Annotated in this window: 12 protein-coding genes; 8 read left to right on the forward strand and 4 right to left on the reverse strand. The window is 36.4% G+C overall.

Annotation, left to right across the window (positions count from 1 at the left end; all coding sequences use genetic code 11):
- Window positions 1-82: 82 nt before the first annotated feature.
- The gene (locus tag MWU65_RS04735) at window positions 83-1642 is read right to left on the reverse strand and encodes a sulfatase (RefSeq protein WP_247076029.1); all 1560 of its coding nucleotides are present in this window, start codon (window positions 1640-1642) and stop codon (window positions 83-85) included.
- Between the two features lie 360 nt (window positions 1643-2002).
- Between MWU65_RS04735 and MWU65_RS04740 the strand changes: the two genes are divergently transcribed.
- The 8 genes from MWU65_RS04740 (at window position 2003) to MWU65_RS04775 (ending at window position 18364) form a co-directional block, all read left to right on the forward strand.
- Window positions 2003-3628 carry an arylsulfatase gene (locus tag MWU65_RS04740; protein ID WP_247076030.1) on the forward strand — a complete coding sequence of 542 codons (1626 nt, stop codon included), beginning with the start codon at window positions 2003-2005 and terminating at the stop codon, window positions 3626-3628.
- 127 nt (window positions 3629-3755) lie between these two features.
- Window positions 3756-4352 (forward strand): RNA polymerase sigma-70 factor, encoded by a 597-nt coding sequence (locus MWU65_RS04745; protein WP_247076031.1) that lies wholly within the window; start codon window positions 3756-3758, stop codon window positions 4350-4352.
- A 298-nt stretch (window positions 4353-4650) separates the two neighbouring features.
- Window positions 4651-5703, forward strand: coding sequence for a FecR domain-containing protein (locus tag MWU65_RS04750; RefSeq protein ID WP_247076032.1), 1053 nt, complete (start codon window positions 4651-4653; stop codon window positions 5701-5703).
- Window positions 5704-5849: 146 nt separating this feature from the next.
- Entirely contained in the window at window positions 5850-9173 is a 3324-nt protein-coding gene (locus MWU65_RS04755; RefSeq protein ID WP_247076033.1) for a TonB-dependent receptor, read from the forward strand.
- Between the two features lie 10 nt (window positions 9174-9183).
- Entirely contained in the window at window positions 9184-10863 is a 1680-nt protein-coding gene (locus tag MWU65_RS04760) for a RagB/SusD family nutrient uptake outer membrane protein (RefSeq protein ID WP_247076034.1), read from the forward strand.
- 159 nt (window positions 10864-11022) lie between these two features.
- A complete protein-coding gene (locus MWU65_RS04765) occupies window positions 11023-13512 on the forward strand; it encodes a glycoside hydrolase family 2 TIM barrel-domain containing protein (RefSeq protein ID WP_247076035.1) in 2490 nt (829 codons plus the stop codon).
- A gap of 28 nt (window positions 13513-13540) precedes the next feature.
- Complete coding sequence (locus tag MWU65_RS04770) at window positions 13541-15940, forward strand: glycoside hydrolase N-terminal domain-containing protein (RefSeq protein ID WP_247076036.1); 2400 nt, start codon at window positions 13541-13543, stop codon at window positions 15938-15940.
- A 6-nt stretch (window positions 15941-15946) separates the two neighbouring features.
- Window positions 15947-18364, forward strand: a complete 2418-nt coding sequence (locus MWU65_RS04775; protein WP_247076037.1) for a glycoside hydrolase family 95 protein — start codon at window positions 15947-15949, stop codon at window positions 18362-18364.
- A gap of 132 nt (window positions 18365-18496) precedes the next feature.
- Here the strand turns inward: MWU65_RS04775 and MWU65_RS04780 are convergent, their stop codons facing one another.
- The 3 genes from MWU65_RS04780 to MWU65_RS04790 are packed head-to-tail and all read right to left on the reverse strand — an operon-like array spanning window position 18497 to window position 22403.
- Entirely contained in the window at window positions 18497-20005 is a 1509-nt protein-coding gene (locus tag MWU65_RS04780) for an alkaline phosphatase D family protein (protein ID WP_247076038.1), read from the reverse strand.
- Between the two features lie 11 nt (window positions 20006-20016).
- On the reverse strand, window positions 20017-20862 hold the full coding sequence (locus MWU65_RS04785) for an amidohydrolase family protein (RefSeq protein ID WP_247076039.1): 846 nt from the start codon (window positions 20860-20862) through the stop codon (window positions 20017-20019).
- A 2-nt stretch (window positions 20863-20864) separates the two neighbouring features.
- Window positions 20865-22403 (reverse strand): sulfatase-like hydrolase/transferase, encoded by a 1539-nt coding sequence (locus tag MWU65_RS04790; protein ID WP_247076040.1) that lies wholly within the window; start codon window positions 22401-22403, stop codon window positions 20865-20867.
- Window positions 22404-22407 lie beyond the last annotated feature (4 nt).

Consider the following 22407-nt stretch of genomic DNA (forward strand, 5'->3'; position numbering starts at 1 on the left):
CGATTAGTAAAGGGTGTTACCCTATGTTGACGAGTAAAAGAATTATAATTTTCTGTATCTGTTCTGGTTGGTTATTTAATTTTTAAAATTCATTCTGAAGTTGTTCCGAAAGTTCTTGTAATGCTTTTGAATTTTCTGGGTTATGCGCTATATTATTATTTTCTTGTGGATCAGTGTAATGATTGTAAAGTTCGCTAGTTAGGTAGGCACCTTTCTTTTTTAATTCTTTATTCCAATCATACCATTCTATATATCGGTATTGATCTGTTTTAACGGAATAACCCATTCTTTCCTTTTTTCGTGTTTCTGCGGCACCAAATCTTCCCAATAGGTATTGGCTATACACGGCAGTTTTCCAGCTTGTATCTGGGTTTTCTAATAAGGGAACAAAACTTTTGCCTTGTAGATGATCAGGCACAGCTAAACCTGCCATTTCACAAAGGGAAGGGTAGATGTCTATCAGTTCTGTAAGAGCATTACTTTTTCTGCCTTTTGCTTTTACCTTTGCGCCACTTATAATCATAGGAACATGTGCGTCTATGTCGTAGTTAGACATTTTGCTCCATCCGTTGTGTTCTCCCAGTTTATAGCCATGGTCACCCCAAAGGACAATAATGGTGTTATCCATCAGGTTTAATCGTTCTAATTCGTCAATCAATTTTCCAATTTGTGCATCTGTATAGGATACACTTGCGTAATAACCATGCTTTAATTCGCGTTGTCTATTTTCGTCCCAAGGCCCTTCATGTGGTTTTGTTAAATCATGGCTGTCGTCATAATTTCTAAGTTCTTGGTCGCCATGTACGGCAAATTCAGGGCTGCCAACTGGAACAAATTGGTTGGTAGCCAAGGGAATAGAATCTCTAGTGTATAAATCCCAGTATTTTTTGGGAGCATTAAAAGGTAGGTGTGGTTTATAGTAACCCACAGATAAAAAGAAAGGTTCCTTTTGTGTGGCAAGTTTTTGCAACCTTTTTATAGCATAGGAAGTTTGAGCGCCATCATAATAAGCATCGTCGTCTACCTCTGCACTTTCTACGGCATTTGCTTTTAAGTACCATTGGCCCAAAGGATCTATTCTGTTTTTGCCCTCAGCTATTAATTTTTGTTTTTTATTTTCAAGAATTTCAAGATTTACGGCATCTGCGTATACGGCATCTGGGTCATATGGGAAACCTTTAAGATGTGGTCTTTCTGTCCAGGATATAGAATCAGGGATGTCATTATGAAATGTTTTTCCGATTCCTATTGTTGTATAACCATTTTGTTTAAAATATTGGGGAAGCGTTACTACATCAGGTAGATTGTCTCTAAATTTTGTGGCTAAGTCCCAAACCTGAATTGAGTCTGGCCGTAATCCTGTAAGTAAGCTTGCTCTAGACGGGTTACAAACGGCTTGTTGGCAGTAGGTTCTAGAGAAAACTACACCTTGTGTGGCTAGTCGGTCTATGTTTGGTGTTTTTATAAAGTCGTTTCCATAACATCCCAATTCTGGACGTAAATCATCAACTGGGATAAAAAGTATATTTGGAGGGGTTTGAGCTACAATTTTTTCTTTAGTATTATCCGATTTGCAAGAAAAAATAAGGACAAGCGAAAAAATTAAAACGAAACTCCTAAGTGTATTACTATTAAACTCCATATGTGTTGTTTTTGTGCTAGCTAAATGTTTTATGTTAAGGGTGAAAATTAAAAAAACACAAGACTTTTTAAAAATATGTTTAAAAGTATATTTTTTTATTGATTTTATCAAAATGATGGGCTATTAATTATTATTTTATTTTTTTAATTAAAAAATAACTAATTTTTAATATACTGATTATTAGTACAATACAGTAATTTGTTCTTCCCAACTAAAAATTTGTATATATATGAAAGTTATTTTAATATCTTTATGGCGAATAATAGTCTTTATTACGAGTGTTGTTTTTGGTATAATGATCTAAAGTGTATAAATAGATTTAATTAAGAGTTTTGGTAACATAGTATATTGATACGAATTATGAGGTTTAGGAAAAATAATACATCATTAGTTTTTAATAGAGCGTTCTTTTTTATTTTGATCGTAATTTTAAGTGGTGGATGTTCAGGTTTGGTGAAAGATAAAAAGAAAGGTGATGATCAGGCGTTGACTGTCCAAAAACCAAATGTGATCTTTATTTATGCTGACGACTTGGGTAGAGGTTTGCTTTCTGTGGAAGGTCAGCAAATTATTAAAACTCCCAACATTGATAAACTAGCAAAAGAAGGAATGCGTTTTGAAAATGCATACGGCAGTATGTTTTGTGCACCAGCGAGGGCTAGCCTTATTACGGGTTATCATGATGCCCATGGTGATAAGTGGAAGATTACTGGTGGTGGGGCTTATAAAAATATATCATCGGGTAGATTTACTCAAAAAGAAATTGAGGATAAGTTGAATGCTCAAATTGGTGAAGTTCCTAAAGAAGAAGTGTTTTTAGCAGAAGTTATGAAGAGTGCCGGCTATGTAACAGGGGAGGTTGGAAAATTAGAATGGGGATTTTCTACTACTGATAAACAAATGAAAAGACATGGTTGGGATTATTATTATGGCTTTTTAGATCACGTAAGATGTCATGGGTTTTATCCTGCCTTTTTATTTGAAAATGGTACTATGGTGAACATAGCCGGAAATACTAGAAGTGATAGTGGTAAGAGTATAGAGTTGGAAACTGAAGAAACCTATAAGAAAAGGTGGGATATGGAAGGGAAAACAACCTATTCTCAAAATATCTTCTTAGAAAAAATAGTAGGCTTTATTCGCGAGAATAAAGATCGACCATTTTTTCTGTACCATCCTACACAGTTGCCTCATGGGCCGGTTTCAATTCCAGAAGTCCATAGTGATTTTGTACATGATAATAGGTTAACTCAGATTGAAAAAGAATACGCTTCAATGGTACGGATGCTAGACGACCATGTTGGAGTAATCATGCAAGAGCTGAAAGATTTAGGTATTGATGACAATACTATGGTGGTTTTTGGATCAGATAATGGGCACGAGATATACTATACCCAAGAAGGTAGGGTGTTGAAGCCTGTGAGAAATATGGAAACCGGTGAGTTTTTTGATGATGTAGAGACCAAGTATTACAGTGATATTGGAGGAGATGTTTTTGATGGTAATGATGGTATGGCCGGTGTTAAAAGAAGCAATTGGGAAGGTGGTGTTAGAGTGCCATTAATTGTTAGATGGCCAGGGAAAATAAAAGCAGATGTTACTTCTGAAGCTTTGGTTGCCAATTATGATTTTATGGCAACTCTGGCCGATTTGGTTGGCTATGATTTGCCAAGTAATAAAGATGGTTTGTCTTATTTGCCAGAATTACTAGGACAAAAAGAAGCTGGGCATCAATATGTGGTTTATGCGTCATTTTTTGGTCCGGCAATAGTTGCAAAGGATGGATGGAAACTTAGATATTTTGCGGAAAAAGATATTTATCAGTTGTATTACTTACCTAATGATTATAAAGAGAAGCATAATGTATTAGCGAGTAATCCTGAGAAGGCGGAAGAATTAAAGCGGCTATTAATTATGGAATGTGATGGAGATATTAAAAATGGCAGGTTTGCCGTTAGAACATCCATCTTGAAAGGCATAAAATAATGTCAGAATTTTTAGAAAATGCATGTGACGGGAAACATTAGATGAATGTTGTTGATATGGGTTTTTAATGCGCTAACCTCAAAACCCCATACTTGTAAGCGTAAGTGTTATTAAAACTAAATTTAAAATGGTAGTCAAAGAATTTACTTCAGATGATTTTTTAATCTCTGAACTACAGAAAAGTAACGAAGCTGCTTTTGATTATTTGTTTCGTAAATATTACAAAGGACTTTGTGTTAACGCAAAAAGTTATGTGCATGATATGGATAAAGCTCAAAGTTTGGTTCAAGATTGCTTTGTTAAATTATGGTCCTCCAGGGAGAACATCTGTGAAATAAGCAACCTATCGGCTTATTTAGCGTTTATGGTACGCAACAGATGTATAGATCACATTCGTAAAACGAGAGCCCAAGAAAATGTTTACGAAAAATTAGAAAAAAAGGAAGCGGTGTCAAATACTGATGAACACTTGCTGCATAGTGAATTTGAAGAGAAGTTGAGATGTGCAATTTCGGTTTTGCCAAAAAGAAGCAAGTTGGCCTTTGAATATAGTAGGTTTGAAAATCTTACCTATAAAGAAATAGGAGATAAAATGGATATTTCAGGAAAAGCAGTTGAGGCGCTGGTTAGTAGGGCGTTGCGCTTATTGCGGAATGATTTAAATGGCTATTTTTATACTGTTACCATCGGATTGTTGGTCTTGTGTAAATTCTTTCAGGCCTAGGATTTAGGTTGTAATTCACATAGTTTTCCTTTCCTTTTATAATCTATTTTATAAGTTACCTTAAATGGTTATACAGATGAACAAGCAATACTTATAATCTTGTCATTCCCTTTATAAAGGCGTTTTAGTTCAAATCCTCTCGTTTAGAAAACTTTCTAATTAATAGTCCTTTTGTAGAGGTTTGTACCTTCAATTCTATGAAAAATGGAATAAATATGTTAAAATTTAAAATAATTTTAAGAAGCACATAGGGTGTGTCTGGGTGAGATACGTCTACTAGTTAAAGAAGTCATTTATTGTGAAGAAAAAAGAGATTCAACGTTTAATTGCCAAGTCATTTGATGGCACCTTAACTGCGTCAGAAAAAGTGTTTTTGGATGGTTGGCTATTAGACTCCATAGAAAACGAGAAAAAGTATGAAGAGTACACGGAATTATGGAAAAAAACAGAATCCTTAGCTTTAATAGAAGCTATTAATGTGGAATCTTCGCTTGTAGCAACAAAAAAGAGAATTAATAAAAATAGAACCCAGCGAAAAGTTCTTTTTTATGCAGGCCGCTTGGCAGCAGTTTTAATTTTGGCAATATTTCTGTCATTTACATTGAATTACTTCGTTGGAGATGATGTTGTAGGTAGTGCTGAAAAGGAAATAGTGTACCAAGAAGTACGGGCCGCATATGGAACTAAAACCAAATTTGTTTTAAATGATAGTACAGTTGTTTGGCTTAACTCGGGAAGTACACTTCGTTTTCCAATTTCTTTTGAAGGTATGGATGAGCGAAAAGTAGCATTGGAAGGGGAGGCGTATTTTGAAGTAACAAAGAATGTAAATAAGCCATTTATTGTAGATACCAAAAAATTAGATGTAAAAGTATATGGCACTTCTTTTAATGTGAATGCATATGACGATTATAATTCATTGTTAGTTGTATTGGTTGAAGGTAAAGTGAGTTTACTTCAAGATGGAAATGACGGACAAAAAGAAGTTATGGTATTGCGACCAAATGATGTTGTATCCTATGATGTGGATTCTGAAATACTAAGGCGTTCAAGAGATTCGAGATTAGAAAAGTACACGGCTTGGAAAGAGGGTTCCATTTTATTTTATAATGATCCAATTGATGCTGTCATCAAGCGATTGGAAAAATGGTATAATATTGAAATTCAAATTGAAGATGCGGCATTAAAAGAGTATCGGTTTACGGCCACCTTTAATAATGAATCCTTAGAACAAGTTTTAGAATTATTGAGTTTATCATCGGCAATGGACTATGAAATTGTGATGTCTGAAAACCAAAGCAATGATGATAGCGGCAAACGAAAAATTCTGTTACGAACCAAAAATAACTAACCTCAATGTGTAACTAATAGTAATGCGAATGAAGAAAAACTAGAATAAATAAAAACAGGAAAGTGTTGGAGCACTTCCCTGAATGTTTAAACCTGACGTATGAAATCAGGGAATTAATTAGTATTAACAAATACCATATCAAAATTATGAAAAAAAAATTAACGGATGGGAAATCTAGCAATAGGTTTTCGCTCTCTAAAATGTTCTTGATTATGAAATTAATGATCATTATCGTCTGTCTGTCATCATTTGGGGTAATTATACCTTCAAATTCGTATGCCCAAAGCAAAAAGATTACAATGAATGTAAACAATACCTCTATAAAAGAAGTATTGTTGAAAATTGAAAACGAAAGTAAGTTCTTCTTTCTGTATAACAACAACTTAGTTGATGTGGAAAAGAAAGTAAGTCTGAATTTTAAGAAGAGAAAAATAGCACACATACTTGATGCTCTTTTTAAAAATGAAAACATAGCTGTTTCCTTAAAAGACAAACAGATTGTACTTTCTCCTAAACTTTCAAGTGCTGCTCCTTCAACTACTATTCAAAATATGGTAGAAGGTATTGTGCAAGATGAGTTTGGAGTACCCCTTTTAGGGGTAACCGTAATGGTAAAAGGTACTACCAATGGGGTAACAACAGATTTCGATGGTAAATATGCAATTGCAGCAAAAACTGGAGACACTTTGGTATTTTCTTACCTAGGGATGAAATCTCAAGAAATCACAGTTGGGAGTCAAGCAAAAGTGAATATTAGCCTTGAAAGCGATGCCATTGGCTTGGATGAGTTTGTTGCTATTGGGTATGGTGTATCCAAAAAGAGCGATTTAACAGGGGCAGTTGCTAGTTTTAATGTTGATGATATAGAAGAAATACCCAATGTATCAGTAATACAAGCATTGCAAGGAACTGTAGCAGGATTAAATGTTGGTGCGGTAGATGCTGCGGGAGAAAATCCTTCAATTACGGTTAGAGGGCAAACTTCATTGTCTAGTGGCGCTGCAGCAAATGCACCATTAATTGTAGTTGATGGTATTATTTATCGTGGTAGTTTGGTTGATTTGAACAAGGCAGATATTGAGTCTATTGATGTGTTAAAAGATGCTAGTTCGGCTGCTATATACGGATCTCAGGCTGCTAATGGTGTAATTTTAATTACTTCTAAAAAAGGAAAGACTATTGGTAAACCAGTAATTAGTTATTCTGCAAGTTACACGGTCCAAACTCCTACAGGTAATGCATTGGAACCTATGGAGTCTGCGGAGTTAAAAGAGTTTTTGGCGGATGCGTATCCCGGTGAGGATGTGCAATCATTATTGAATACACAGGAAATGAAGGATGGTTATGCCAGTGGATTTAATAACGGTTTGTGGGACATTATAACAGGAGATGGTTATATAAATACTCATAATTTAAGTGTTAGAGGAAGGTCAGAAGATTTTGGCTATTTCTTTTCTGGAGGTTTTACGGATGTTGAAGGTTTTGTTATTAATGATAATTATAAAAAGGTTAATTACCGGATGAACTTGGATGCTAAAATTAACAATTGGTTAGATGTTGGTACAGAAGCTTTTGTTACCACAAGTGATTATTCTGGTGTTACTCCAAGATCAGACTTATCTTCTTTAGTGCACCCATGGACACCTATATATGAGGCGGATGGAACAACACCAAGACAAGTGCTTCAAAATACATGGTTAAATCCACTTTTGGATTTGGAAACATTAGATAGCGATAAAAGATTGAATTTGTTTGCCAATATTCATGCAGATGTTAAACTGCCTATAGATGGTTTAAATTACCGTGTTAATTTTTCTCAAAATTACAGAACAACTAATCGTGATAATTTTGATCCTAATGCAGCTAATGAATTAGGTTATGCGTATAAGAATTCTTCCATTAATTACAATTGGACCCTGGATAATATTCTAACGTATACTAAAACCATTAATAATAAGCATAATATTAATGCAACCTTAGTATACGGTGTTGAAGAGATTATAACCTCTTTTACCAATGCAAATGCTACAAATTTCACCAACGATTTATTAGGATACAATAGATTACAAGCTGGTGATGCTGCGCTTAATGGTGTTAGTTCTGGTAAGGAGAAAGAGACCAGTTTATATACTATGGGACGATTGCAGTATAGTTTTGATAACAAATACTTGCTTACTGGTACAGTAAGGCGCGATGGGTTTTCTGGTTTTGGATCTGAAGAAAAAATCGGAGTTTTTCCTTCTGTTGCTGCTGGTTGGGTTGTAAGTGAAGAGAATTTTATGACCGGTGTTGATACCTGGTTAAATTATTTGAAATTCAGAGGTTCTTATGGTACTACAGGAAGAAGAGCCGTAGGTAGGTATGATACTCAAGCCGTAGTAGCTGCAGGTGATAGTTATGTTTTCGGAGATGGCGGAGCAACCGTTATCGGTCAAGATATTTCAAGCTTAGCCAATAATAGTTTGGGTTGGGAAACAACAACAGGACTTAATGTGGGTATGGACTTTGCTTTTTTAAACTCTAGGTTAAGGGGTAACGTTGAGTATTATGATAATGAATCAAAAGATATACTTTATGCAATTCAAATACCTTATGCTACCGGTTTTACAAGTATCAACACAAACATCGGAAAATTTGCCAACCATGGACTTGAATTTACGGTAACAGGGCAAGTAATCAAGAGTCAAGATTTTCAATGGGAATCATCTATTAATTTTTCAAGAAATAGAAATGAAATTGTTTCCATTTTAGGAGCAGATGAGGATGGTGATGGTATAGAAGATGATTTGGTTAATAATAGATTGTTTATTGGTGAGCCAACGGGCGTAATCTATGATTATGAAATTCTTGGCATTTGGCAACAAACAGATGCCGATGCAGGTATTATTCCCGATAGATTTAATGTGGGCGAATATAGAATTGCAGATTTAGACGAAAGTGGTGACTTTTCTGCAATCAGTGATAAAAAAATATTAGGCTATACAGATCCTGGTTTCCGTATGGGAATTGCCAATACCTTTAAGTATAAACAGTTAAGTTTATACACTTTTATCAATACCATCCAAGGAGGTAAGGATTATTATTACGGAACAGATGCCCTTATTTTTGGTGCAGGTAACACTGGTGATGATCGCTACTATAGTCAAAATGTACCTAAAGGTGCATGGGACTATTGGACAACAGAGAACACCGATGCCAGGTTTAGGACATTAGTAGGTCCAGGGACCTATGAGCCAAATCGTTATTTGCAGCGTAATTTTGTACGTATCCAAGATGTTAGTTTAACGTATTCGTTTAAACGAAATGCATTGGAAAAGATGGGATTCAGCAAAATGAAATTATATGTGAGTGGAAAAAACTTAGCAACCTTTACAAAGTGGAGAGGTTGGGACCCGGAAACAGGTCAAGGATTTACACAGGGAACTCCTTTAATGGCAAATTACACGGTTGGACTAAATGTTGAATTTTAAAAAGGAAATTATGAAAAATACTAAATATTTAATTTTATTGGTTACACTTTTCTTGGGTTTATCTGCTTGTAATGAAGATAAATGGCTAGAAGAAGAAGCATTTGGTTTTTATAGTGCTGACAATTCTTATGTATCAGAAGATCAGTTCAATGCAGCGGTAACTAAAATTTACCAAGAAACGGATCAATACAGTACTTGGAGCAATAATGCCAATTTTTTTATATCGCTTTATACCTCTGATTTAGCATTTGGTGCAAATCGACAAAATATAAACCTGAACAATTATGGTGCACAGCTAGTACCGGGGAATGGACATGTTAGAATTAATTGGCAGCGATATTATTCTGTTATTGCAAATACAAATACGGTGCTTGGTAGAATTGATTTAGAAGGTACGGTATTTACATCCGAAGCAAAACGTACCACATTAAAAGCAGAAGCCTCATTTTTTAGGGGATATTTATACAAGTATCTAGCTACGCAATATGGTGGTGTACCCTTAATTTTAGAAGAAGTAACCTCTGCTAAAAGAGATTTTGTTAGGGCTACCCAAGCAGAAGTTTATGCACAGTGTATTCTAGATTTAGAATATGCTGCCGCTAATCTTCCCGATGTAACAGAGTTAGGAGATGAAGTTAGGTTAACCAAAGCTGCAGCCAATCATTTATTGGCAGAACTATATATTATAGTGGGGGAATACGACAAGGCAATTGCTAAAGCTTCTGCTGTTATTGATAACCCTAGTTATGAATTAATGAAAACCCGTTTTGGTTCACGTAAAGATGAGCCTGGTGATGTCTATTGGGATTTGTTCCGTAGAGGAAACCAAAACAGAAGTTCAGGTAATACTGAAGCCATATGGGTAGCACAGTATGAGTATTTAACACCAGGTGGTGGAAACGGTAGTACTATTACACAGTTTTTAGGCCCTGGATATTATAACATACAGGGTCCAGATGGTTCAAATTTATTTTTAGGACCAACAACTCAAAATGGAGGACGTGGTATTAGTTGGTTAGCACCATCAGATTACATATTGGAAGATGTATGGACGGATAGCCCTGGGGATATGCGAAATTCAGAATATAATATCATTAGGGATCTTGTAGCGGATAATCCAAATTCACCATATTTTGGGCAAAAGATGGTTGAAAACAACCTTATATCCAATGATAATAGTCTCAGTAAATTGTGGTCGGCTATTTTTGTTAAAACCACGCCTATTAATAATTTCCCTGAAGAATTGTTTGTAGATGCATCTACCGGTGAAGTTACAAGGAATGCATCCCAAACTTTTAGTGATCATTATCACATTCGTTTAGCGGAAACCTACCTGTTAAGAGCAGAAGCTTATTTGTTAGACAGCAAGCCAGGGTTGGCCGCAGATGATATTAATAAGTTAAGAGAAAGAGCAAATGCCCCATTAGTTGACGGGAGCGATATTGACATTGATTTTATACTGGATGAAAGAGCAAGGGAATTGCATTTTGAAGAATTCAGAACATTAACCCTTAAACGTATGGGGAAATTAGTAGAGCGTGTAAGAGCTAGTAACCCTTGGTATAATGGTAAATTTAGTCCAGAGCTATCTACCATAGACGAGTACCATAGTTTATGGCCAATACCTTCTCAAGAGATAGAAAGAAATACAGAGGCTGAATTAGTGCAGAATCCTGGTTATCCCAATTAAATTTTGAAAATTATTTAATTAACAATATAAACTTTATAATTAGGGTGGGGATCAATTATCCTTGCCCTAATTTATAATTAATAGGTTTAGGTAGAGTACTACAAGCCAAATTGTAATAACGCTTTAATTATAGTGTAGAAAGGACTAAATATAAATAAAATGAAAGTAATAAGTAAAACATTTCTATTTGCAATATTGATTGTAAATGCATTCATCCTAGTAAGTTGTTCACAAGGGAATGCCTCAGAAGTACCCAGAGAAAAAATTAATTTTGATTTTGATTGGAAGTTTTCTAAAGGAGACTTTCCAATGGCTAACAAAAATGATTTTCAGGATGATTCTTGGGAAGATATTGATGTACCGCATGACTGGAGTATTGCAGGTCCTTTTCTTAAAACAAACCCAGCAGGGAATGTAGGCGCTTATGCCCTAGGAGGAATTGGATGGTATAGAAAAGCTTTTACTTTAGATAAGTCAGATGCCAATTCAAAAATAAGTATTGAATTTGGTGGGGTTTATATGAATAGTGAAGTGTGGATCAACGGACATTATTTAGGCATACGTCCTTATGGCTATATTAGTTTTCATTACGATTTAACACCCTATTTAAAGTACGATGAAGAAAATATTATTGCAGTTCGTGTAAATAACTCTAAAGAACCTAGTGCCCGTTGGTTTACGGGTTCTGGTATTTATAGACATGTATGGTTGGTTAAAACCAATAAACTACATATAGACCGATACGGGGTGTATGTAACCACAAAATCTGTAGAAGAAAACAACGCGGTTATTGAGTTAAAAACAGCAGTAAAAAATAATGAGGACGCTTCTAAGGATTATGTTTTGGTCAATGAAATATATTCTGCTCAAGATGAACTATTAGGAAAAGTAGAAACCAATACACAATTGACCAGTACATCAACTCAGGATATAGTGCAAAATATTACTGTAAATAATCCAAAATTATGGTCGCCAGAATCTCCTTATTTGTACAAGGTAAAGACCAAAATAATGAATGGTGATAAAGTAATAGATGTTGTTGAAACCAATATGGGAATTCGCAGTTTTAGCTTTTCTGCAGATAACGGATTTACCTTAAACGGAAAAAACATCAAGTTAAAAGGGGTAAACAATCATAGTGATTTAGGGGCTTTAGGTGCAGCTATGAATGATAGAGTTTTAGAACGTAGGTTAGAGATTTTAAAAGAAATGGGATGTAATGCCATTCGTACGGCGCATAACCCACCAAGTGCTACGCTTTTAGATTTGTGTGATAAAATGGGCTTTATGGTGATGGATGAAGCTTTTGACGAATGGATAGAATCTTGGCCTTTTGGGAATAAAGTAAAAGAAGGGAAAGCAAAATATGGCTATCATTTATATTTTGAAGAGTGGGCAGAAAAAGATTTGGCTGAATTAATTCGTAGAGACCGCAACCACCCATCTATCATTCTTTGGAGTGTTGGGAATGAAATACCAGATGCTTGTTTTGAAATAGGTACAGAACGTCTTAAAAATTTAATGAGTGTTGTTAGAGAACACGATGCTACCAGACCTATTACCTGTGGTATTACACATATGCATTTGGCTAATGAAAGTGGTTTTGCAAGTGCATTAGATGTAACTGGGTATAATGGCGGCGGTGGTTCTGTTTTTATGTATGAAAAAGATCATGAGACTTATCCTGAAAGAAAATTTATAGCTACTGAGGTGCCACATACGTTTCAAACCCGAGGGGAGTACCAATCACAATCGTGGTATAGAGGACAAAATCCTTTGGGCGGAATTATGAAAATTCCAAACCTTTCAGAAGAGGAAGTTTTTGATCCTATTAGTAAATATTACAGTTCTTCCTATGACAATTCAACCGTTCGTATTTCAGCAAGAGACTCATGGAAACTTACCACTGATTTTTCATTTATGTCCGGTGAATTTAGATGGACAGGTTTTGATTACTTGGGTGAATCTATGTTTGGATGGCCAGCAAAATTATGGAACTTCGGAATTATAGACATGTGTGGTTTTCCTAAAGATACCTACTATTTTTATCAAAGTCAATGGACAGCAGAACCAATGGTTCATATACTTCCACATTGGAATTGGGAAGGGAAAGAAGGTGTTAATATTCCAGTTGTAGCTTACTCCAATTGCGACAGTGTAGAATTGTTTTTAAACGGTAAATCGCTTGGTGTAAAAGAAATGGGAGAAGACATGGATTTGGTATGGCAAGTGCCGTATACAGCTGGGGTTTTAGAAGCTAAAGGAATAAAAGACGGTAAAGTAGTTGCCGAAAAGAAAATAGAAACTGCCGGAAATGCTAAAAAAATAGAATTGTTAGCAGACAATACAACGGTAAAGGCAGACGGCAGAGATGTAGTTCATGTAGAAATCAATATTTTAGATGCTAACAATCGCTTTGTCCCTAAGGCCCTAAATGCTTTAACATTTAAGGTTGAAGGTGAGGCTACTATTTTAGCCGTAGATAATGGAGATCCTAAGAGTGAAGAAAGTTTTGTTGGGAACCAACGATCAGCCTTTAATGGGAAAGCCTTGGTGATTTTAAAAACCACTAAACAAGCCGGTGAAATAACTTTAACGGTTACTTCAGAAGGCTTAGAAAGTGCTCAAATTAAAGTAAGTTCAAAGTAAATCTAGCTGGATATATAATATAAAACAAATGAATAAAAAATTAAGTAAGGCAATACTACTCCTTTTAGGATTGGTCTTTATGCCTATTCAAGAATCTTATAGTCAAACAAAGTCTGATACTCCAACTAATATACAAGACGCTTTTGAAAATACCCTATGGTATACCGCTCCTGCTAAAGAATGGATAGAGGCTCTGCCTGTGGGTAACGGTAGATTAGGCGCTATGGTTTATGGTGGGGTTATCAATGAAAAAATACAATTAAATGAGGAGTCTGTTTGGGCAGGCCCTCCAATTCCAACAGGGAAACCAGGCGCATGGACGTCTATTGAAGAAGCCAGAAAGTTAATTTTTAATGGGCAATATACAGAGGCTAACACGCTAGTGCAAGACAATGTATTAGATAGGCGTATTGCGCCACGTAGCTACCAAACCCTGGGGGAGTTAAATCTTAATTTTAAGATAGAAGGGGAAGCTAAAAACTATAAAAGAGCGTTGAACCTTGATAATGCCATTACAAAAACAAGTTTTACCGTAAACGGAATAACATATGTGAGAGAGGTTTTTTCAACACCGATAGATCAGGTAATTGTGGTGTTGCTAACGGCAGACAAACCAAATGCTATTTCAGTAGATTTAAATTTAGACAGACCTGCAGATTTTGAAGTTGCCAGTATAGGTAAAAACAAAATTAAAATGTGGGGTCAGGCAAGTCACAAAGGAAAGCACTTGGGAGTTAAATATGAAACCCAACTTATGGCAGTGCCTAAAGGAGGAAAACTAACTTCTGTAGATGGGGTGATTTCTATTGAGAATGCTACTTCGGTTAAATTGTTAATTTCAGCGGCTACCGATTATAATAGAGAAGATCCTTTTTCTCCTTTAAAACACAATTTAAGCAAGGAATGTACATCAGATCTTAATGCTGCCAATAAAAAACAATTAAAAAAGTTAATTGAAGCCCATACCAATGAATACCAAAGGCTTTTTAGAAGGGTTTCTATTAACCTTGGAAATTTTACCGCGCATGAATTGCCTACAGATGAGCGTTTAGAAGCCGTTAAAAATGGGGCGGATGATGCTGGTTTATTGGCACTGTATTTTCAATATGGGCGCTATTTATTAATCTCATCTTCTAGAGAAGGTTCATTACCAGCAAATTTACAAGGCATATGGAACAACCATTTAAATGCACCTTGGAATAGTGATTACCACACCAATATTAACATGCAAATGAACTATTGGCCTGCAGAGGTTACCAATCTTTCAGAATGCCATGAACCTTTTTTTAGTTTTATAGAATCGTTAGTGCCTTCGGGCCAAAAAACAGCCAAGGAAATCTATAACAATGATGGTTTTGTGGTGCATCATACTACGGATGTTTGGCATTGGACGGTTCCTATAGGTAGAGTAGGATATGGGATGTGGCCAATGGGTGGCGCATGGGCAACAAGTCACTTTATGGAACATTATAACTATACCGGAGATAAAATGTTTTTGGCAGAACGTGCCTATCCTATAATCAAAGAATCTAGTAAATTTTTATTAGACTGGCTTACTACAGATCCAAGGTCTGGTAAATTAGTTTCAGGTCCTTCTACGTCGCCTGAAAATAAATTTTTTCCCCCAAATGGTACCGGCGATAGCTATGTAAATTTAGGGATGGGGAATGCTATGGATCAAGAGATTGTATGGGAAAATTTTACCAATCTATTGGAAGCAGCAGAAGTATTGGGTATAAATGATGAGTTTACAGCGAAAGTTACTGTTGCCTTAGAAAATTTAGCGCTTCCTAAAATTGGATCAGATGGGCGATTAATGGAATGGTCTGAAGAATTTAAAGAAGTAGACCCGGGACATAGACATTTAAGTCATTTGTATGGTTTGTATCCAGGGAAACAATTCAATAAAAAAGACACTCCTTATATTATAGATGCTATTTATAGAAGTATAAACCATAGGTTGGCCAATGGAGGCGGACACACCGGATGGAGTAGGGCTTGGATCATTAATTTTTATGCTCGTTTGGGTGATGCTGATAAATCGTATGAAAACCTAAAGGCGCTTTTACAAAAATCAACCTCTACCAATTTATTTGATTTTCACCCTCCTTTTCAAATTGACGGTAATTTTGGTGGGACAGCAGGTATTGCAGAAATGTTGTTACAATCTCATATTAAGGATGCAAATGGTAATGTAATTTTAGATTTACTACCAGCCTTGCCTAAAGAATGGGCATCAGGAAGCATAAAAGGTTTGATCTCTAGAGGTGGTTTTGAAGTGGATTTAGAATGGGAAAATGGCACGTTAAAAACGGCCACAATTGCATCAAAAGGAGGCGGAAATTGTAACGTACAATTTGGTGAGATTTCTATAGATTTGGCATTAGCTGCTGGTGAAAAACGTATTTTAAATAATAAATTAAAATAAAACGAAATGAAAATTTTACGAATAGTAGCTTTTATGACCTTATTGATTCTTACTGTTGTAGGATGCAAGAATGAAGCTACTGATTTAAATATTGCTAGTGATTCTAATACAATTTGGTATAGTGCACCTGCAAAAAAATGGACAGATGCTTTTCCAATAGGGAATGGAAAGCTAGCTGCAATGAGTTTTGGAGGTATAGAAACTGAAAGATTTCAGTTGAATGAAGAAAGTTTATGGGCAGGAACACCAGAAAACCCTTATGCTGAAAATTTTCGTGAGCATCTAACAAAAGTGCAGCAGCTGGTACTGGCGGGAAAGTACAAGGAAGCAAATGCTTATGGAATAGAAAATTTAACAGCTGGTCCTACCTCATTTAGGTCCTATGAACCCTTAGGAGATTTGTTAATTGACTTTGATAATCATAGTCAGGTAGCCAATTACAAGCGATCATTGGATATGGCTACAGGAGTTAGTAAAGTGACTTTTGAATTGAACGGTTCCACAATTGTTCGTGAATCCTTTATTTCTGCCATTGATAATGTTTTGTGTATTCGAATTGCGACTACAGGTGCTCAAAAAATAAACTGTAGCATAGGTCTGGAACGACAAAAAGATGCTGAAATTAAAGTTTTGGCTGATGGATCTATACAAATGGATGGGCAAATTGTTGATGTAGAAGCTCCAGAGGCACGAGATGAAAACGCAGGAGGATCGGGAAAAGGTGGTGCACATATGCGTTTTGCAGCAAGGCTATCATCGGATGTTAAGGGTGGCAATGTTAGTGCTGAAAAGGGTAAATTAAAGATTAGCAATGCCACTGAAGTTGTTCTAAAGTTAGCAGCAGCAACAGATTATAATTTAGAAGTATTGAATTTTGATGCTAGTATTGACCCTAGTAGTAAGGCCGAAAAAGTTTTAGCAGCCACTTCTAATAAAACTTGGGAAGGCATAAAAAAAGCACATACTAAAGAGCACTCCGCCTTGTTTAACAGAGTGAGCCTTGATTTGGGAAATCCAGCATTAGATTCCTTAGCTATGGATGTGCGATTAAAACAATACAAAGCAGGAGCAGAGGATGCAGGATTAGAAGCTCATTTGTTCCAGTTTGGAAGGTATTTGTTAATAGGTAGTTCTCGTTCAAATTCAGTTCTTCCGGCAAATTTACAGGGAAAATGGAGTGAACGTATGTGGGCACCATGGGAAGCAGATTACCATCTTAATGTGAACTTGCAAATGAACTATTGGTCTGCAGATGTCGCTAATTTGTCTGAAACAATGGATCCATTGATTACTTGGTTTGAAAAAATTACGGAAGTTAGCAAACCCTATGCGAAAGAAATGTACGGTTCTGATGGCTGGTTTTCACATCATGCCTCAAATCCTTTTGGAAGAGTTACTCCTTCTGCGTCTACAATTTCATCGCAATTTAATAATGGTGTTTTAGATCCGCTACCAGGGGCTTGGATGATGATGAACTTATGGGATCATTATGAATTTACACAGGATCAGGTCTTTTTAAAGAATCAATTGTACCCTATGTTAACAGGGGCAAGTGAGTTTATTTTAGATGTCCTAGTTGAAGATCAAAACGGAGTGCTTCATTTTGTTCCTTCCTCTTCTCCAGAGAATCAATACCTGGACCCTCAAACCAATGAAATGATGCGAATCACTTCAACTTCTACCTATCACTTAACTATTATTCAGGCGGTTTTTGAAGCTACTTTAGAGGCAAGTGCAATTTTAGATGAAGGCGGTACTATGAAAAGGCGCATTCTAGAGGCTCAAGATAAATTGCCAGACTTTCCAGTTGCTGATAATGGACGGATGATGGAATGGCGAGAGGACTGGCAAGAGAAAGAACCGGGACACAGACATCTGTCTCATCTGTTAGGGATTCATCCATTTACATTAATTACAGAAAAAACACCAAAGCTGTACGAAGCTGTAAGAACTAGCCTAACATGGCGTGAAGAAAATGGACACGGTGGAATGGGCTGGGCATATGCCCATAGTTTGTTAATGCATGCTAGGCTTTTAGAAGGAGAAAAAGCCTATAATAGTTTACATACATTATTAAGTAAAGGAAATAAAAATAGCTTAATGAATACCATTGGACCCTTTCAAATTGATGGTAATTTAGGGGCTACTGCTGGTATATCAGAAATGTTACTTCAAAGTCATTTAAAAAATGATAAGGGTAATTTTATACTACATTTGTTGCCTGCCATACCGGCTCAATGGGCAGAAGGTAAGGTAGCTGGCTTACATGCTAGAGGAGGTTTTGAACTCGATATGGAATGGAATGCTACAGAATTGGTAGTTACTATTATTTCAGAAAAAGGCGGTTCATGTGTTGTTCGTGCCCGAGGTGTTGAAAAAGAAGTGACCTTAGCAGCTGGTGAAAAATTAGAATTAATTTTTTAGGTAGGCTTGGCTATCTATAATTAGATAGCTAACAACACCATTAATCTGTGAAATTTAAAGCGGGTATCGTTTAGAAAGTGATAATTTCTAATCGATACCCGCGCTTTATTTTGTCGCTAAAATGAAACAGAATTATTCCACGTTTTTTATAGCGATGTTAAGTTGTTTCCCAGTTTCATCAATGGTTTCAAAAATGAGCTGTGGACTTTTGCCAAGTGCTGGGGCAGTTAACTTCACTAAAATAAAACCGCCAGTAGGTTCTTCCTGAATATACGGTTGTTTAATAAACCCTAAAGGGTCTGTGGAACCTGCTTCTCCTGGTTTTCTTCCAGGTCTAGAGTTTTGACCGTTGATAGATCCTGTGCCAAATTCCTCAAAACCGGCTGGGTGAATGGAGTGGTATTGCCAATGGCGATCCCCAGTTATGATATAAAAATTCTTATCTAAGTTGTTTTTTTTCAACCAATGAAAAAAGGCATCTCTTTCTTGCTGAAAGCCACCATAGCTCACATGGTTGTCGTGTTTGGTAGCATCGTCTGGTCCCACTAAGGGAGAAGCCACAATAAAGACTTTAAAACTGGCGGTGCTTTCTAGTAGGGATTTTTTAATCCAGGCCAGTTGTTCCTTGCCCCAAATAGATTTATGAGGTCCGTCTGGTGTATCATTTCCATCCCTATAATCTCGTCCTTCAGGCATCCAAATTTGTAAATGCTTGTTTATTTGCCGGGTTCGGAAGGTGACTGCCTGTTCATCAGCTGGGTGGGCTATGGGTGTTTGTTCTAAAAAAGTGGACCTCGCCAATTGCGGTGAAGGTTCTTTTCCGTTTTCCTCGTTATCACTGTCGTTATACCGGTATTCGTGATCATCCTTCATGAAATAAACAGGCACATTGCCTAGGAAGTTCTGCATGCGGGGCATGGCCATTTGTCGGTGCCATTTAGCCCGTAATTCGGTCTGGGTTTTTGCAATGCCTTTATTTGGATAATCATAATATACAGTATCCCCGGTTTGCACCCAAAAATTAGGTTTTAAAGCAGACATTGCTGCTAAAGACGGAAATCCAAGTTTCCGATCTTCACCTTGGGCTGCTTGGCTCTTGCTTCCTGCCCTAAGTGCGCCACCACCCAAAAAGAATTTACCCAAATTCAAACAAGAGGTGACTACAAACGAAACTTGTTTTTCATCGTTAATAGACTGCAGCGTGGTAAATTTACTTATCGGTCCTGTTTTGGTTTTAGAAGTTGTGGTCCCATAATGAACCCGTACGTAATATGTAGTGTCTGGATTTAATTCTTCCACTTTGTGTTTGATGACAAAATCCTTAGCCGGACTTGTCTCTTGCCATGGAGATGTTTTAGATCTTTTAAATTTAGGATTGTCAGCAATCTCAAAATTGGCAGTACCTAAAGTTCCTTTTATATCATAACTTAAAAGTTCTTTAGCGGAATCAAAACCATTTTCAGGCATCTTGTTTTCACTGGTAAGTCGAGTTTGTAAAATAGCTGAAGACTGGCTTACTTCGCCAATCATTTGAGGAAAACTGTACATAGTAGGATTTTTATCTAAATATTCCCAAGTTGGTTTAAACGACAAGGCTGTAGCACCTGCTCCAGATAATTTTAAAAAAAGACGACGCTTCATATTTTATTTTTTTATTTCTGTTGGATATCTATCCCATAAAACGCTATGGCATTTTTACCCATAATTTTATTTTTCTCTTGTTCAGAAAATTTAGATATATATTGGTCAATAATGCCTTTTACCTCCACATAAGAAGCGCTTAGTAAACAAACTGGCCAATCTGAACCAAATAATACCCTGTTTGTTCCAAAAGATTCAAAAACCACATCTAAATAGGGTTCAAAATCTTCATACTTCCACGTATGCCATTTAGTTTCAGTGACCATTCCAGATACTTTACACCATACATTGTCAAATGTACTTAGCGCTTGCATATGACTTTTCCATACGTTAATTTCCTTTTTTTCGATATAGGGTTTTGCAATATGGTCTATTATAAATTTTTGATTTGGATGTGCTTTTATAAATTGTATTGTGGCTTCTAAATGTATGGGAAAGATTAGAATATCATAGGTGAGGTTGTACTTTTCCAATTGGCTTATTCCGTAATTAAAGGCTTTTCCAAGAATAAAATTGGCGTTAGGTTCGTCATGCACTACATGCCTAAAGCCTTTTATAGTTGTGCATGAGTCTATAAAATAACTGAGTCGTTCATCAATATTTTTAGCCCTTAAATCTGCCCAACCCACAATAGCTTTTATGCTTTTGTTTTCTTTGGCTAATGAAATCAGAAAATTAGTTTCTGCTTCAGATTGACTAGCTTGTACAGCAACACTTCCATCGATGGCAGTTTTTCCGAATTCTTTTTTAAGATCTTCAGGTAAATAGTCTCTTTTTAAGATAGACATAGTATCATTAATCCATATATGATCTGCGGGATTATACTTCCAAAAATGCTGATGTGAATCGATTTTCATATTTATTTTTTTGCCACCTTATTTAATTTTTCCCAATATGGGCCTTCATCTCTAATCTCTTTCCATTGGGAGATCATTATGGGTTTTAATTTGGCTACGATGTCTTGTTCAGTTGTTGCAAGGTCATTTTGTTGTTCGGGATCATTGGCTAAATTGTATAGCGCAAACCTAACAGGTGTGGAAGTTTTCATCCATTCCATAATAGATCTTTCTTTAGTTTTCTCAGGAAGCCAGCCAATAAGTGTAAGGTCATTATAACGCATTGCCATATGCGGCATTCTAAAATAGGAATCCTCATGTGCCGGGAAAATCCATAGGTAGGGTTTTTCTCTTTCAATCTTCTGTCCAAGAAATGCAGGTAGGGCATTTGTGCCATCAAAGTTTATGTTATTGGGTAATTGTACTTGTGCAAGTTTGGCTGCTGTGGCTATAAAGTCTGTCGCTACCACCATTTCATCACTAGTGGTACCCGCTGGAATTTTAGCTGGGTAGCGTACAATACCCGGAACCCTGTGGCCGCCTTCATACGGAAATCGTTTCATTCCTCTGTAAATGCCTGGGTTGCCAAAACAGAAATCACGGGTAGGGGCTGCCCATTCACCTTGAGACTCTTCTAAGTTAACAGGAGATTCGGGACCATTATCACTAGTAAAAATAACCATTGTGTTTTCCGTTAAGTTTTCTGCATCTACAGTTATTAGTAAGTTTTCAAAAGCTTTGTCTAACTGAGAAACAGTGCCGTAGTATTCTTTTTTGTTCTGACTTATATCATAATCGGGTCTGGCAATGCCCCCATAACTAATGGATTGTTCTAAGCTATCAACAAGAGCATTGTTGTACAGATCACTATAATCCTCTGGCGGTGCAAGGGGCGTATGTGGTTCATGTGTTGAAACTATCAATAGAAACGGTTTGCTTTTATCTCTTTTGTGAGTGAGCCAGTCCGATGCTTCTTGGGTAAGAACATCACAATACCATCCACTTACTTCACCAACATCTTCTCCATTTCTGATAAATTTTCTAAAATTTTGAGGACCCTCATAAGCATTATGGGTAGAAGCAAACCAATAATCAAACCCTTGGTCACCAGGATTGGGCTCTTTAGCTTTACTTGTTTTTTCTAGTCGAGATAAGTGCCATTTTCCCATAAAAGCAGTTTCGTACCCTCCAGATTTTAGAAGTTCAGCGATAGTTACTTCACTATCTCTTAAATGTGTGCCTGCAAACCCTTGTAGGTAATAAAATCCACTTCTATACGGATTTTTTCCGGTTAATAGGCCAGCTCTCGAAGGAGAACAAACGGTTCCTGCCGAATGTACATCTGTAAGTAAAACACCTTCAGATGCAAATTTATCAATGGCAGGCGTGCTAATGATTGGGTTTCCGTAACAGCCCAAATCACCATATCCTAAATCATCAGTTAGATAAATGATAATGTTGGGTTTTATTTCTTTTGTTTTAGTTTCCTTAGAATTACAACTAGTTAATGATAAAGCGATTATTAAAAAAGAAACAAGGGCTATTTTAATTTCGGTTCTCATAATT

Source organism: Cellulophaga sp. F20128, assembly GCF_023015805.1.
Taxonomy (GTDB): domain Bacteria; phylum Bacteroidota; class Bacteroidia; order Flavobacteriales; family Flavobacteriaceae; genus Cellulophaga.